Raw genomic sequence first — 14,755 nt, 5'->3', positions numbered from 1 at the left:
GCATGGAGAGTCTAAGTGGAGCGCTGATCGGCTGCGGCTTCTTCGCCGTCAACCAGATGCATGCCTGGCGCGACATCAAGGGCGCCTCGATCGTCGCGGTCTGCGACCGCAATGCCGAGCGACTGCGGATCGTCGGCGACCAGTTCGATGTCGCACGGCGCTACACGGACGCAGCGGCGATGTTTGCGGCGGAGAAACTCGACTTCGTCGACGTCGCCACCACGGTGGGCAGCCATCGTGAGCTGGTCGAGATGGCCGCCGCGCACGGCGTTCCCGTCATCTGCCAGAAGCCGTTCGCGCCGACGCTCAGTGATGCCAGGGCGATGGTGGAGGCCTGCCAAACAGCCGGCGTGCCATTGATGGTGCATGAGAACTTTCGCTGGCAGTCGCCGATCCAGGCGGTGCGCGCCGTACTAGACAGCGGCGAGATCGGCACGCCCTTCTTCGGCCGCATCTCCTTTCGCTCCGGCTATGACGTGTTTTCCGGCCAGCCCTATCTGGCGACGGGCAAACGCTTCATCATCGAGGATCTCGGCATTCATATTCTCGACATCGCCCGCTTCCTGCTCGGCGATGTGTCGAGCCTGACCGCGCGGACCGCACGCATCAACCCGGCCATTGCCGGCGAGGATGTCGCCACGATGCTCATGGACCACGCCGGCGGCGCCACTTCGGTGGTCGATTGCAGCTATGCGACCAAGCTCGCCGTGGAGCCGTTCCCGGAAACACTCATCGAACTCGATGGCAGCGACGGCACGATCCGGCTGGCGCAAGGCTACCGGCTGACCGTCACAGGCAAAACCGGAACCAAGGTGAACGACGTCTCGCCACCACTGCTGCCCTGGGCCTCGCGACCATGGCACAACATCCAGGAGAGCGTTGCTGCCATCCAGCAGCACTGGATCGACTGCCTTGCATCAGGCCAGGAACCGGCTACTTCAGGCGCTGACAATCTCAAGACATTTGCCCTGGTCGAGGCCGCCTATGCGGGTGCCGCCAGCCGCGGGCCGGTGCAAATCGACGCCTTGCTCAGATGACGGCTGAGGCTTTCCAGCTGTACGGCACGCGCGCGGCCGAGCCCAAGCCGGTCACGTTGCGCGCGGGCGCGCTGAGTACGGAGCTGGTCAACGGCAATCTGCGCACCATCCGCTATGGCGGCACCGAAGTGCTGCGCGCCATCGCCTATATCGTGCGCGACCGCGACTGGGGCACATACGAGCCTGATCTGACAGATCTGGCGATCGACCAGAAGGATGACCGTTTCTCGGTCAGCTACACGGCAAGCTGCCTCGGCCCGAACGGCAGCCGGCTCGGCTTCCGCGCCACGATCGAAGGCTCCGCCGACGGCAGGCTGGTGTTCGACGTGACCGCGTTGCCAGAGAGCGATTTCGAAACCAATCGCTGCGGCTTCTGCATCCTGCACCCGATCGCCGGCCTTGCCGGCAGCCCGGTGACGGTCGAGCATACCGACGGCGGGGTGGTCGAGACGGAACTGCCCGATCTGATCGACCCTTGGCAGCCGTTCAAGGATTTGCGCGCCATCACGCATCAGGTGCGGCCCGGCGTTGTCGCGCAATGCCGGATGGATGGCGACACATTCGAGATGGAAGACCAGCGCAACTGGTCTGACGCTTCCTATAAGACCTATGTGAGGCCGCTGGCGCTGCCATGGCCCTATGTGCTGCCGGCCAGACAACCCCTGCGCCAGACGATCAGCCTGCAAATCACCGGCGACGCCAACGTGCCTGCCTCGGCAGCGGCGGCCGACCCGGTTCGCGTCGAACTCGGCAAGGCCGGCTCGAAGCTGCCTGACATCGGCGTGGTGATCTATCCCGAGGATGTCGAGGCGGCACTTGCCGACCTGCCGATGCTGGGGAGGCTCGGTCCGCGGCAGCTGCTTTTCCACTTTGATCCGACGCGAGGCCACGGCCTCAACGCGCTGCGCGCCCATGCCCGGCTCGCCGCCGCCTACCCTGTTTCGACGACGCTGGAATGCGTGGTCGCCTGCGCCGGCGATCTCAACGCCGAACTTTCCGATGTCGCCGATATGGTACGCCGGGCAGGCCTGCGGCTCGATGCTGTCGCGGTGTCTCCTGCAGTCGACCGCCAGTCGACGCCGCCGGGCAGTGCCTGGCCGGCATGCCCGCCGCTCGAGGACGTCTACACCGCGGCGCGCCGCGCCTTTCCCGATATCCGTCTCGGCGGCGGCATGTTCAGCTATTTCACCGAGCTCAACCGCAAGCGCGTTCCGGCCCACCAGCTCGATTTCATCACCCACTGCACCTGTCCGATCGTGCATGCCGCCGATGATCTCAGCGTCATGCAATCGCTGGAGGCGCTGCCCTTCATCATCCGGTCCACTCGGGCGATCTTCGGGACAAAGCCGTACCGGATCGGGCCATCGACGATAGCCATGCGCCAGAACCCCTATGGCGGCGCGACCAAGAACAATCCTCAGGGGCAACGCATCGCCATGGCGAACCGCGATCCCCGCCATGCCGCGCAGTTCGCCGCCGCATGGACGATCGGCTATGCCGCGCGCGTCGCGCCGGCGGGCCTGGAGATGCTGACACTGTCCAGCTTCAGCGGGCCGTTCGGCGTGGTCGCGGGATCAGGCGAACCCCTCGCGCAAGGAACGCCGCGGCCGATCTTCCAGGCCATCGAAGGGCTTTGTGAGTTGGCTGGACTGACGCATGTTTCCGCCATGACGAGCGACGAGACGCGGGTCCTGGCGCTGGCCGGCCGCTCTGTCTCGGGCAAGATCATCGTCTGGCTGGCGAATCTGACATCGAACGACGTCCCGGTCGACGCTTCCGCGCTTGGCCAGGGCAATCTCGCAATGCCGCCCTATGCGATTACCAGGATCGGTTACTTCTCGGAATTCATCACATAGAGCGCACGCGAGCGCTCGAGGTGCTTGATCATCGCCTTCTCGGCGCCGTCGGCATCCCCGTGCTCGATGCGATCGATGATCTCCTCGTGCTCGGTCAGCGTGTATTTTTCCTTGCCGGTCCAGATAAGCATTTCAGTGTGGTATTCCTTCAGCCAGCCCAGCGTGGCTTCGCTGACGGCGACATAGATCGGATTGCCTGAAATGGACGCGATCTGGGTATGAAACTTCATGTCGGCGGAGATGAAGGCTTCCGAATCGCCGCGCGCGGCGCGCTGCTCGGCCACGGTTGCCTTCAGCAGTTGCACATCCTCCGATGTAGCCTTTTCCGCGGCTTCCCTGACCATGCCGCGTTCGAAAAAGATGCGCGCGGTCTTCAGGTGCTCCAGCGTGTCCCTGGACGAAGACAGGATGATCTTGGCCGCGCCGTCGACCTGCTTGATGATCGACTTGGCGGTCAGTTGCAGCACCTTGGCGCGCTCGCCATGCGAGATGGCGACGAGCCCCATATTGCTCAGCGCCTGCATGGCTTCACGGATCGCCGGCCGGCCGACCTCGAAGCGCTCCATCAACTCGCGCTCGGACGGCATGTCGTCGCCGGGCTGCAGTTCGCCGCTGGTGATCAGCCGCTTCAGTCTTGCAAAGACTTCGTCGGAAAGTTTGCGCCGGACGATCGGCTCCGAACGGTTCATCGTCGCGAATCACTCCCTTGACCCGGCCCTATCTAGCATTGCCGCTGCGATTCCTGGAATGCCCGTCCGCTGACCGGATTGTAGCCGCCAATTCGGATATTGCTTGCAATACTTATGTACTCATTATACCAGATTTCCTGCGCGACGAAACTTTTTTCGAACCCTTTTCGACCGGCCGATGTCCATGATCACCTTGACCTACCGCATCGAGACGCCAGGCAGCATCGAGTCGCTGGCGGCCAAGATCGCCAGCGACCAGTCGACCGGCACCTTCGTCGCGCTGCCCGGCGAGACGGAGGAACTGAAGGCTCGCGTCGCAGCGCGCGTGCTGGCAATCCGCCACCTGCCTGATGCCGCGCAGCCGTCTCTCCCGGGATCCGGCAACGGGCCCTTCAGGCGCGCTGATGTCGACATCGCCTTTCCGTTCGATGCCATCGGCACCGACCTTGCCGCACTGATGACCATTGCCATCGGTGGCACATATTCGATCAAGGGGCTCACCGGCATTCGTGTCATCGATATGAAGCTGCCGGAACAATACCGGGGCGCCCATCCCGGCCCACAATTCGGCCTCGCTGGCAGCCGCAGGCTGACCGGCGTCGAGGACCGTCCGATCATCGGCACCATCGTCAAGCCGGCGCTGGGCCTCCGGCCGCATGAGACGGCCGCGATGGTGGGCGAACTGATCGAGGCCGGCGTCGATTTCATCAAGGACGACGAGAAGCTGATGAGCCCTGCCTATTCGCCGCTGGCGGAGCGGATAAAGGCGATCATGCCGCTCGTCCTCGACCATGAACAGAAGACCGGCAAGAAGGTGATGTATGCCTTCGGCATCTCGCATGCCGATCCCGACGAGATGATGCGCAACCACGATCTGGTGATCAAGGCCGGCGGCAATTGTGCCGTGGTCAACATCAACTCAATCGGCTTCGGCGGCATGGCGTTCTTGAGGAAGCGCTCCGGCCTGGTGCTGCACGCCCACCGCAATGGCTGGGACATCCTCACCCGCCATCCCGGCCTCGGCATGGATTTCAAGGTCTGGCAGCAGTTCTGGCGGCTGCTCGGCGTCGACCAGTTCCAGATTAATGGCATTGCCTCGAAATACTGGGAACCAGATGCATCCTTCGTCCGCTCCTTCAAGGCGGTAACCACGCCGATCTTCTCGCCTGACGATTGCGCGCTGCCGGTGGCCGGTTCCGGCCAGTGGGGTGGACAGGCACCCGAGACCTATGAACGCACCGGGCGAACGGTCGATCTCCTTTATCTCTGCGGCGGCGGCATCGTCAGCCATCCGGACGGACCGGGCGCCGGCGTGCGCGCCGTACGTCAGGCCTGGCAGGCGGCTGTGGACGGCATTCCGCTGGCCGATTATGCCCGCAGCCATGCCGAACTAGCGCGGTCGATTGAAAAATTCGGCGATGGCAGGGCGGCCTGACACCCATGCAAGACCTGCTGCTCAGCTACTATGGCGACGACCTCACCGGCTCGACCGATGTAATGGAAGCACTCGAGCTTGGTGGCGTCCCGACCGTGTTGTTCATGCGCCAGCCGGACGCCGAGCAGCTTGCACGGTTTTCGCACTGTCGTGCGGTTGGCCTCGCTGGCACCAGCCGCAGCGAGACCCCGCAGTGGATGGACACGCATTTGCGTGACGCGTTCGCCTGGCTGAAGGCGCTGAGAGCCGATATCTGCCATTACAAGGTCTGCTCGACCTTCGATTCAAGTCCGGTAATCGGCAGCATCGGCCGGGCAATCGAGATCGGCCGCTCGGTCTTCGCACAGGACAGCGTGCCCATGCTGGTCGGCGCACCGCAGCTCAGACGCTACACTGCCTTTGGCCACCTGTTCGCGGCCTATCGCGACCAGTATTTCCGCATCGACCGTCATCCGGTGATGAGCCGCCATCCGACGACGCCGATGAATGAGTCCGACCTGCTGATTCATATGTCGCGACAGACCGGACTCTCCTTGGGATTGCTTGACCTGGCGACGCTGCAGTCCACATCGCGATCGCAGGCATTCGATCGCCTCGTGGAGAACGGTGCCGCCATCGTTCTTATCGACGTCGATAACCGGGAGACCCAAGCCCTTGCTGGCAAGGAAATATGGCGGGTTCGCAAACCGGGCGGTTCCATCGTCGTCGGCTCGTCCGGAATCGAATATGCGCTGTTGACCGAGTGGGCGTCGAGGGGCATCGCCAACGCTGGGCCACGCTTTGCGCCGCCGGGTGCCGTCGACCGGGTGGCCGTCGTGTCGGGCAGTTGCTCGCCGACCACCGAACGACAGATCCGGCATGCCCTGTCCGACGGTTTCGACGGCATTGAGGTCGACCCTGTCGAATTGGTTTCGGAGGGGTCGGTGCAGGCGATTGCGCGTGCGGCGGCAAAGGGCCGCGCCAGTCTGCAAGCCGGGCGCAGCGTCATCCTCTATACGGCACTTGGCCCCACCGCCGACAGGGGCGCCGAAATCGACCGGGAGGATGGTGCCCGCCACAAGCTTGGCCGCGGCCTTGGTGCGCTGCTGCGCCAATTGACGGAGGAGCAGAGCTTGCGGCGCGTGATCATCGCAGGCGGTGACACGTCAAGCCATGCGCTGGGACAAATGGGCGTAGACGCGCTGACCGTCAGGATGCCCCTGCCCGCCTCGCCCGGTTCCCCGCTTTGCGTAGCCCATTCCAGCATCGATGCGATCGACGGGCTGGAGGTCGCGTTGAAGGGCGGGCAGGTAGGAACCGACCGCTATTTCTCGTCCATCCGTGACGGCCTTCAGAATTGACCATGGCGTTGCGCTGGGACATTGCGAAACCTGGGGAGACATGCACAGTCGATTAGGGCTTGCGCCTGAGCACCAAGCGAGCACATGTCTGCTCGAAAGTCGACCGGCAGAGCCCCTCCGGAACAGGCCTTTAGACTAAGCATTGGTTGAGCGACGACCGCTTTCGAAAAAGGCTGCGCTTCGCCAGGATGGCAGACATGCTGCGCAAGCGAGCCACCCCGCCTGACTACTCAAAATGACCGCTTTCGGGGACTGGCTACGGCGGGCTCTACAGCTGATTGAGGCGCATTGCGGACCCGCCTTTGCGCAAGCTGTTCTACGCCAGAGCCCTCTCGCCCTTTGAAACGGATTTACAAACCGCGACCTAGGTGTAGATCGAACCTGCAAGCTCAGAGAGAAAGAATGTCCAGCGTAAGCGGAAGTAAGAATGGAACAGCGCGGCAATCGCCGCCGAAGCTTTGCTATTGCCGTATCCTCACTCCCACTCAATTGTTGTAATCGAGCTAGGCTATTGATCTAGCTAGGTTTTTTCTTGTTTGCCGCTCGGCGGCACGCTCGCTCCCGTCTTGAAAAGTACCGTCATCTTTGAGGTCGAGTTTTTGTGTCGCCACGAGTTCATTCAGGCCTTTTGGTAGAGTTTTGGCTGATGCCATGACTGTCTCCCCTTCGAGGACCGTTTTCGCTTCACCACCTTTAAAGCGAGGCAGCCTGCGAGGCATGGGTAGCAAGGCGGCATCCTTCCCACCGGCGTTCTCGGTCAGCAAGTTCGCCGACAACTGTAGCGCCAAGCCGGCTACACGAAGTCTATCCAGGACCGCTCTTTCGCCCGCTTTGAGGTCTCGTTGCCCGCGAGGTAGACTGCTCGCATGACCTTCAGGCTTATCTTGCTTGGCACCTCGGCCAGCGTGCCCTCGGCCGAGCGCAATCACCCGGCGCTGCTCGTTGAAGCCGGCAGTCAGCGGGTGCTGGTCGATTGCGGGGAAGGCACCCAGCGTCAGCTTCTGCGTAGCGGCGCCGGATTCAGGCGACTTGATCGCCTGCTCCTCACGCACGCGCATCTCGATCACGTGCTCGGGATTCCAGGCTTGTTCTCGACGCTTCGGCTTCGGCATGGCGAGGACCTTGTAATCATTCATGGCAGCGCCGACACCCTCGACGTCGTCGCCCGCATGCTCGCTGGCCTTTGGGGTGAGGGACGCGCGCCGATCCCGCTGAAACTCGTGCCGCTTGTCCCCGGACGCGTGTTCGAGGTGGATGAGTTCACAGTCGACTGCTTTCAAGTTCGCCATCGCGACACCGACAGCTACGGCTTCATCTTCGAGACGCCGGCGCGCCGTCATCTCCGTCCGGACCGCTTGGCAGCTCTGGGCGTGCCAGACGGTCCGATCCGGAAGGACTTGGCCGAAGGCCGCCCAATTTCTCTCCCCGACGGCAGAATGATTGCTCCCGAAGCCGTCCTCGGACCACCCGAAGCCGGCAAGAAACTGGTCATTGTAGGCGACGTCGAAACCACCGATGGATTGGCCGACCAGGTGAGCGGCGCCGACCTGCTGGTCATCGAAGCCACATTCCTGGAACGAGATGCAACGATGGCGCGCGACTACGGACATCTGACAGCTGCGGAGGCAGCTTCGCTGGCAGCGACCAGTGAGGTAAAGCAGCTCGTTCTTACGCACATCTCCGGCCGCTATCGCGACGAAGAAATTCTGGCGGAAGCCGTCCGGACATTTACGAACAGCCTTATCGCAACGGATTTCACGACCCTCACCGTCTAGTGACAGAGGTATGACGTTCAGAATTGGCATCATCTCGGATACGCACGGATTGCTGAGGCCGGAGGCGGTGCGTTGCCTGGCCGGGGTCGACCACATCATTCATGGGGGAGACATCGGCCGCCCCGAGATCATCACAGCGCTTCGCGGTATCGCACCGGTTACCGCAATCAGAGGTAACGTGGACACCGGTGGGTGGGCTGTGGAATACGCAGAAACCAAGCTCGTACGCCTCGCCGGGCGAGCAATCTACGTACTTCATGATCTCAAGACGCTGCGGATCGATCCGGTTGTCCAGGGCATCGATTTGGTCGTGTCCGGTCACTCGCATGTGCCGAGGATGGAGACAGTGGATGGCGTGCTTTATTTGAATCCAGGCAGCGCTGGCCCACGACGGTTCAAGCTGCCTGTCACCCTTGCGACGGTCGACATTACTCGGGGCAGCATACAGCCCGCGATGCGGAGCTTGGTAAACGGCTGAACCAATTCAGCGCACACTTAATATACGTCCGCGCCTATATCCGACTGTCTCCTGAATTTATCACAAGATGGCCAGGCGCGCCGCAACGCGGAGAGAAGCATTTTTCAGGACTGGTTGGCGGGAGTTCTCGCCGCGGGCGGTGTTGGACTGCTCCGTCATTTCTGGCGAAACGCTGAGTGGAACGACACAACCAGCGGGCCTAAAATGTAGTCGAGCGCCGTGCGTTGGTCGGTAACGACCATGACTGACGCCGGCATGCCCGGATAAAGCGCGATCTGTGGGGCCGCGGCCAATTCCACCGGATCGACCGCTATGTCCGCGAGGTAATAGGGAAAGCCGGTTTTGGTGTCGGTAATGCGATCCGCCGAAATGCGGGTGACGCGTCCATGAATTGTGGGTATCGAACGCTGCTTGTATGATGTGAAGCGAACTTCGGCGGCCATGTTGGGCCGCAGGTTCGATATATCCTCGACGCGAACCTGTGCCTGGACGATCAGCGAGTTCTCGGTCGGCACGATGTCGAGGATGGTCTGGCCCGGCGCCACGATCGCACCGATCGAAAAGACGCTGAGATCCATCACTTGGCCATCATAGGGCGCGCGCACTTCGGCCCGGTCCATGGCAGCCCGGGCGGCGAACATCTTGGGTACGAGGTCGGAAAGATTCGATTGCGTATCGATCAGCATGGCCGACAGCTTGGTCCGACGCTCATTGGTCAATTGGGCGATCTGGCTCTCGAGTTCGGCTTTGCTCTGTTGGCTGCCGCCGATTGCGCCGAGGTTATCGTCGATCAGGCCTTGCAAATCCGAGGCGGACCTTTCCAGTTCCAGGATGCGTGGCCGGGTCGTCAATCCGGCCTTGAGCAGCTTCGACAGGCTGGCCTTCTCCTCGATCGTCGACTTGAGCTGAGCCTGGTAGGATTCGACCCGAGACTGCTTGCCCCGTATCTGCTCCTCGAGCTCAGCAATGCGACGCTCGAGTATCTGTTTGGCGCCGGCCATCGAGGCACGCTGGGTTTCCAGATCGGCGATCTGATTAGCCATTGCATCCTTGAGGTAGTCCTCGTGCTCTTTGAGAGTGTCCTCGGGGAAGGCAACAGCCTCGCTGCCGTCCAGTTCGGCCCTGATCCTGGCATCGGTTGCGCGCAACAGCGCATATTGCTGGGCATAGAGATTGAATTCGGACCGGGTCCTGGTGTCGTCCAGCTTCAGCATTATGTCGCCTTTCCTGACGACGTCGCCATCCTTTACGCGGATCTCCTTCACCGTCCCGCCGTCGAAATGCTGTACGCTCTTTCGATTGCCTTCCACCTTGACGATGGCGTCGGCGAGCACGGCGCCGTTCAGAGGGGCAAAAGCTGCCCAGCCGCCGAAAATTCCGAAAAAGGCCACTATGATCAGCAGACCGATATAGGCCGGCACCCGGATGGAATCCGGAGCCGGGATGCCGGCCTCGCCGGGCAGGCTATGGTAAGTGAGGGCGCTGTCGCTCATCGAACTCTCCGACCACATTTCATTGGGTCGCCACCGCGATTGGAGCCGCGCGCTGGTTGAGCAGCGCCACGATCTCGTTTCTCATCCCGAAGGCATCGACGGCGCCATCGCGCAACAGCAGGATCTTGTCGACATTCGCCAAGGTCGAGGGCCGGTGCGAGACGATGATCACCGTGCTGCCGCGGCGCTTCAGCTCAATCGCGCAATCACTCAGCGCGCGGTCGCCATCGGCGTCTAGATTGGAGCTCGGCTCATCGAGAATGATCAGTTTCGGCGTTCCGAACACCGCCCGGGCAAGAGCGATCCGTTGCCGGTATCCTCCCGACAGCACTGCGCCGCCTTCGCCGATCTGAGTCTCGTAACCCTGCGGCAGGCGAATGATCATCTCGTGCACGCCGGCGAGCCGCGCGGCATCGATCACCTCCTGGTCGACATTGGTCTTGAAGCGGCCGATGTTGGCCGCGATCGTATCGGAGAAGAGTTCGATATCCTGCGGCAGGTAACCAACGTGATCACCGAGTGCGTCGTGCCCCCATTGCGACAGGTCGGCACCATCCAGCCTGACTGTGCCGCGGCTGGGTTGCATGACGCCGGCAAGGTGGCGCGCCAGGGTCGACTTGCCGGCGCCGGAAGGGCCAACGATTCCGAGCGCCTCGCCAGCCTCCAACCGAAACGACACGTCGCGCAGAAGCACTTTCTGCTGGCTTTGAATTGCAAAGCTTACCTGCTCGACTGAGATCGTGCCGCTGGGCCTGGGCAGGTTGAACGCCCTTTCGTTCCGCGCGCCTCCGTCGACCAGCTTCTCGACCCTTGCCAACGCTGCCCGAGCCAGGATCAGGCTGCGCCAGAGGCCGACGATCTGCTCGACAGGCTGCAACCCCCTGCCCAGCAGGAGACTCGCCGCGAACATGGTGCCGCCGGTAATCTGCCTTTCGATGACCAGATACGCGCCGAGGCCGAGGATCAGCGATTGCATGGTGAGCCGCAGGAAGCGGATCAGGCCCGACATCAGAGCGGCACGGTCGCTTGCCTCAGCCTGGCGCCGCAGTGCCAGATTGCGGTCGCGGCCCCAGCGGCGGATGAGACCGTCGATCATTCCCATGGCGCGAACGACTTCCGAGTTCCTGAGGCTCATTTCGGTGAAGTTATAGTTGTTCGTCGCCAGCTCGTTGGCCTGCTTTAGCGGCGAGCGCACGAGATACTCGTTGAGCACGGCCATGCCGATCAATAGCAACGAGCAGCCCAATGCGAAGAAGCCGAGCCACGGATGCAGCAGGAAGATGATGCCGATATAGATGGGCGACCATGGCAGGTCGAACAGGGCGTGGATGCCGCTGCCGGTGATGACCTGCCTGAACGTGTCGAAGTCGCGGATTGGCTGGCTAGGCGAGGAGCCGGGCGACGGAGTTTCGACGGACGCGGCGAGGATCTTTACCGAAAGCAGCCGGTCGAGCCGCGCGCTGGCGCGTGTCAGGATGGCGGCGCGCACAAGGTCGAGGCCCGCAAGAGCCAGAAAAGCGGCAAGCAACACCAGGGTGAGCATCACCAGCGTGGTCTCGCTGCCGCTGGTGACCACCCGGTCGTAGATCTGAAGCATGTAGAGCGGGGATGCGAGATAAAGCAGATTGATCGCCAGGCTGAACGCCGCCGCAAATAGGAAATAGCGGCGGCAGGCGCGAAGCGCTTCCCGTACCGTCTTGAATTTGCTGTCGAGACCCAAAATACCTAGCGGAGAACCGCCCCCTGTCCAAAATGCATGCCCGGACCCGATACTACTCCTGATCCTTCAACGGGCCACCCGATCTGCACGTAAAGCTTCCGTAAACCTTAATTCGTAAGCTAAACGCTCGAATTCGTAAGCTAAACGCTCGACCGGCGCAGAAACCGGGCGAGCCGCGCGTGATTGCGGCCTCGCTCTCTTTCCGTCACACGAACTCGCTCGTTCCCCCGGCTACGCCCGTCAGCGTGAACTCCGGATTGTAGGTGACGACGGTATGGCCTTCGCCATCATCGGCAAGCTTGAAGGCGTTTGCATCATAGGTGCCGAGCAAATGCAGCGTGGCATTGTGGGCGCCGTCGGAGACCGTCAACGTGCCGCCGCTGCCGTCCTGGCTGGCCTGATAGGCAACCGTCGTGCCGGTGCCGAACAAGACATCGTTGAGGTCCAGCTTGTCGTCGTTGGTGATGCCGCCGATCCGTCCGCTGTAGTCAAAGGAGTCATCGAGTTCCAGCGTGCCGGCCGCGTTCTGCGCGAAGGTGACATCCGTCGACGACGCTGCGCCGAATTCCAGCTTCGACAGGTTGCCGATCGTGGCATCGCCGTCGCCGGTGACTTCACCGTGGATGACGACGTTGCCGCCGTTGGTCGAGAGCATGCCGGAATTCGCGATCCCGCCGGCGACGATCATGCCGCCCGAACCGGTTGCTTCAAGCGTGCCGGAGTTGATGACGACGCTGCCGCCGGTGTCGATGACCAGGGCGTTGGTGCCCGAAGCGATGATGGTGCCCCTGTTGTCGAGGCCGAGCATACCATCGCCCAGCTGGCCGGCGCCCGAGATCGTGTTGTTTATATTGATCAGCGAGACGTCCGGACCGGTGCCGGAGATGACGTTGAAGGCACTGTCGGACAGGTCAATCTGTCCGCCGCCTTGCAGGGTCGCCCCATGCTGGATGACCTGCAGCAGCGTATCGCCGCCGGTCGACTCGAGCGAGATGAGGCCGCTGTTGTCAATTATGCCGCTCAGCGGCAGCAGAGCGCCGTCGCCGATTGTCATGGTGCCTGAATTGTTGACCACCGGTGTCTGGTCGAAGACGAAATTGCTTCCAGTCAGCGCGCTCGAGTGGACGCCATCCAACGTGATCGACTGTCCGTCGCCGAGCGTTATCACCGCATTGCCGTGGGCGTCATCGGCGATATGCGTCTGGAGGTCGGCGAAGTCTGCCAATCCGTTATAGCCGATGAGATCGATCTGGTCGGCGGCCGCATCGAAGTTGTGCACTGTGTCGGCACCGATCGGTTGCGAGAAGACGAAGAGATCGTTGCCGTGGGAGCCGGTGAGCACGTCGTCGCCGGACCAGGCAAAGATCGGCGAGCCCGGGGCATAGGCCTCGACATTGTCGGCGATGGACGCACTGCCCAAGGTGCCGTCGGCGTTGGTCCAGGTCATCTGGACGTCGAGCACGGCGGCGCCGGTGAATTCAGGCGGCGTGGTGACGGTCAGGCCGTGCAGGTCGTTGGTCTGTGTCGTCCAGCTTCCGTCGGCGTTATGGGTTGCGCCGTTGATGGTCCAGCCCGAGGGCACGTCCGCCACTGTGACGGTGATGAGGGCACCTTCATGCGAGGGATCGGTCAGGGCAAGGTTGATAGGCTCGCCGGAGGTGCCGGCGGGTGCGGAAAACTTGGTACTGCTCTGATTTCCACCGTTTGTGTTGAAGATTACAGGGTCCGACGCGGTTGCAGCGTTGCTCGCATTATCTACAACTCTGGCACTTATCTTGTGCGTGTCGTTGTTGATGGTTGTGAACGGAGTCTGGCCATCAGTGAACGTGTGGATATAGTTCCCATTTACTGCTGCCTGCAGTTCGGCGGCGGTGAACGTGTATATGACGGTTGGAGGCCCGCTATTGACGCTATCAAGAATTTGGACGCTTTGAATTCCGCTGGCGTCGGTTGCGTGTACAGTGAATGTCGAGTCCTGGTGACTCGGCGAAAGCTGGTGGTTTATCGAGACGCTGGGAGGTGTTGTATCGCCGCCCGTCACATTGACCGTCGCGGTGGCTGTACTGGTATCCGCGCCTCCGTTGGCCGTACCGTCTCCATCCACCAACGTGTAGGTCACCGTCTTGGCGATGGTGGGGCTGGTCGCGTTGGAATAAAGGATGTGATCGGCAAGCGCCTGTACCGCTGCGGGAGTGGCACTGGCGTTCAACGTGACGACGAGATTCGATCCATTCGAGCCACCTGCAAACGTTCCGATTAACGTGCCTTGGTAGGTGACGTTGCTGCCACTGGTGCCGATCTGGCCCGCGCCGTTGCCCTGGTTCTGGATCGTCAATTGGTCCGCCGCCGTGCCGTTTGTGGTAAAAGCGACGGTCAGCGAGCCGCCGCCGAAATCGGCCGAGTCGATATCCGTTACCGTTCCCGAAGGCGCGATAGCTGCGCCTGCCGATCCGGCCGTGTAGTTGATACTTGTGGAAGTTCCTGAGCTTCCACCGTTCAGATCCAGTGCTGGTGCGTCGTTGGTGCCGAGGATGTCGATGTGCACCGAAGTGTGAGTGCCGTCGGCGCTGACAACGTCAAAGTCTTCGTTGTAATGCTGACCGGCGACGAACTCGTCATGCGCCGAGGACGCGGCATAAGTCCAGGCACCGGCCGCGTTGATGGCGAAGGTGCCATAGGTCCCAGCGGTGCCGCCTTGGGCGACGAAAGTTGCCGGGCTGTCGACGTCCGAGATTGTCAGCGAACCACCGGTGCTGATCGCCGCCGTCGTATTGCCCTCGATCCGGTTGACCGAGGCGGAGGAGAACACGGCCGCGTCATTGGTGCCCAGGATATCAATATGCACCGAGGTGTGAGTGCCGTCGGCGCTGACGACGTCGAAGGTGTCGGTGTAGGTGGTGCCGGCGGCGAACTCGTTGTGGGCCGAGCTTGC

The 14,755-nt window shown here is 62.2% G+C and carries 11 protein-coding genes; 6 read left to right on the top strand and 5 right to left on the bottom strand.

What is annotated here, in order from left to right:
* Positions 1–2: 2 nt before the first annotated feature.
* The gene (locus tag O7A60_RS28225) at positions 3–1,037 is read left to right on the top strand and encodes a Gfo/Idh/MocA family protein (protein WP_337108997.1); all 1,035 of its coding nucleotides are present in this window, start codon (positions 3–5) and stop codon (positions 1,035–1,037) included.
* On the top strand, positions 1,034–2,893 hold the full coding sequence (gene apnL, locus O7A60_RS28220; RefSeq protein WP_337108996.1) for a D-apionate lactonase: 1,860 nt from the start codon (positions 1,034–1,036) through the stop codon (positions 2,891–2,893). The genes O7A60_RS28225 and apnL overlap by 4 nt, the downstream gene beginning before the upstream one ends.
* On the opposite strand, the gene O7A60_RS28215 is transcribed toward apnL, so the two are convergent.
* Positions 2,869–3,582 carry a transcriptional regulator NanR gene (locus O7A60_RS28215; protein WP_027145252.1) on the bottom strand — a complete coding sequence of 238 codons (714 nt, stop codon included), beginning with the start codon at positions 3,580–3,582 and terminating at the stop codon, positions 2,869–2,871. The genes apnL and O7A60_RS28215 overlap by 25 nt on opposite strands.
* A gap of 184 nt (positions 3,583–3,766) precedes the next feature.
* On the opposite strand from O7A60_RS28215, the gene oiaX reads away from it, so the two are divergent.
* The gene (oiaX, locus tag O7A60_RS28210) at positions 3,767–5,017 is read left to right on the top strand and encodes a 3-oxo-isoapionate-4-phosphate decarboxylase OiaX (RefSeq protein WP_337109018.1); all 1,251 of its coding nucleotides are present in this window, start codon (positions 3,767–3,769) and stop codon (positions 5,015–5,017) included.
* A gap of 5 nt (positions 5,018–5,022) precedes the next feature.
* A complete protein-coding gene (locus O7A60_RS28205; protein WP_140718136.1) occupies positions 5,023–6,357 on the top strand; it encodes a four-carbon acid sugar kinase family protein in 1,335 nt (444 codons plus the stop codon).
* Between the two features lie 503 nt (positions 6,358–6,860).
* Here the strand turns inward: O7A60_RS28205 and O7A60_RS28200 are convergent.
* Positions 6,861–7,010 carry a hypothetical protein gene (locus tag O7A60_RS28200; RefSeq protein ID WP_337108995.1) on the bottom strand — a complete coding sequence of 50 codons (150 nt, stop codon included), beginning with the start codon at positions 7,008–7,010 and terminating at the stop codon, positions 6,861–6,863.
* 213 nt (positions 7,011–7,223) lie between these two features.
* Between O7A60_RS28200 and O7A60_RS28195 the strand changes: the two genes are divergently transcribed.
* Positions 7,224–8,132 carry an MBL fold metallo-hydrolase gene (locus O7A60_RS28195; RefSeq protein WP_337108994.1) on the top strand — a complete coding sequence of 303 codons (909 nt, stop codon included), beginning with the start codon at positions 7,224–7,226 and terminating at the stop codon, positions 8,130–8,132.
* Positions 8,133–8,142: 10 nt separating this feature from the next.
* Positions 8,143–8,610 (top strand): metallophosphoesterase family protein, encoded by a 468-nt coding sequence (locus tag O7A60_RS28190; protein ID WP_337108993.1) that lies wholly within the window; start codon positions 8,143–8,145, stop codon positions 8,608–8,610.
* A 155-nt stretch (positions 8,611–8,765) separates the two neighbouring features.
* On the opposite strand, the gene O7A60_RS28185 is transcribed toward O7A60_RS28190, so the two are convergent.
* From O7A60_RS28185 to O7A60_RS28175, 3 genes are all read right to left on the bottom strand, one after another.
* Positions 8,766–10,103, bottom strand: a complete 1,338-nt coding sequence (locus tag O7A60_RS28185; protein ID WP_337108992.1) for an HlyD family type I secretion periplasmic adaptor subunit — start codon at positions 10,101–10,103, stop codon at positions 8,766–8,768.
* 19 nt (positions 10,104–10,122) lie between these two features.
* Positions 10,123–11,823, bottom strand: coding sequence for a type I secretion system permease/ATPase (locus O7A60_RS28180; protein ID WP_337108991.1), 1,701 nt, complete (start codon positions 11,821–11,823; stop codon positions 10,123–10,125).
* A 205-nt stretch (positions 11,824–12,028) separates the two neighbouring features.
* The coding region (locus O7A60_RS28175; RefSeq protein WP_337108990.1) for a beta strand repeat-containing protein at positions 12,029–14,755 on the bottom strand (2,727 nt) is incomplete at its 5' end.

The sequence above is a fragment of the Mesorhizobium salmacidum (SeqCode) genome (genome assembly GCF_037179605.1).
Taxonomy (GTDB): domain Bacteria; phylum Pseudomonadota; class Alphaproteobacteria; order Rhizobiales; family Rhizobiaceae; genus Mesorhizobium; species Mesorhizobium salmacidum.
This window is presented reverse-complemented; position numbering and strand designations above follow the sequence as displayed.

Excerpts from the sequence above, each read along its gene's own strand:
- apnL (WP_337108996.1), top strand. The coding sequence starts at position 1,034 with ATGACGGCTGAGGCTTTCCAGCTGTACGGCACGCGCGCGGCCGAGCCC.
- oiaX (WP_337109018.1), top strand. The coding sequence starts at position 3,767 with ATGATCACCTTGACCTACCGCATCGAGACGCCAGGCAGCATCGAGTCG.
- O7A60_RS28200 (WP_337108995.1), bottom strand. The coding sequence starts at position 7,010 with ATGGCATCAGCCAAAACTCTACCAAAAGGCCTGAATGAACTCGTGGCG.
- O7A60_RS28205 (WP_140718136.1), top strand. The coding sequence starts at position 5,023 with ATGCAAGACCTGCTGCTCAGCTACTATGGCGACGACCTCACCGGCTCG.
- O7A60_RS28225 (WP_337108997.1), top strand. The coding sequence starts at position 3 with ATGGAGAGTCTAAGTGGAGCGCTGATCGGCTGCGGCTTCTTCGCCGTC.
- O7A60_RS28185 (WP_337108992.1), bottom strand. The coding sequence starts at position 10,103 with ATGAGCGACAGCGCCCTCACTTACCATAGCCTGCCCGGCGAGGCCGGC.
- O7A60_RS28195 (WP_337108994.1), top strand. The coding sequence starts at position 7,224 with ATGACCTTCAGGCTTATCTTGCTTGGCACCTCGGCCAGCGTGCCCTCG.
- O7A60_RS28190 (WP_337108993.1), top strand. The coding sequence starts at position 8,143 with ATGACGTTCAGAATTGGCATCATCTCGGATACGCACGGATTGCTGAGG.
- O7A60_RS28215 (WP_027145252.1), bottom strand. The coding sequence starts at position 3,582 with ATGAACCGTTCGGAGCCGATCGTCCGGCGCAAACTTTCCGACGAAGTC.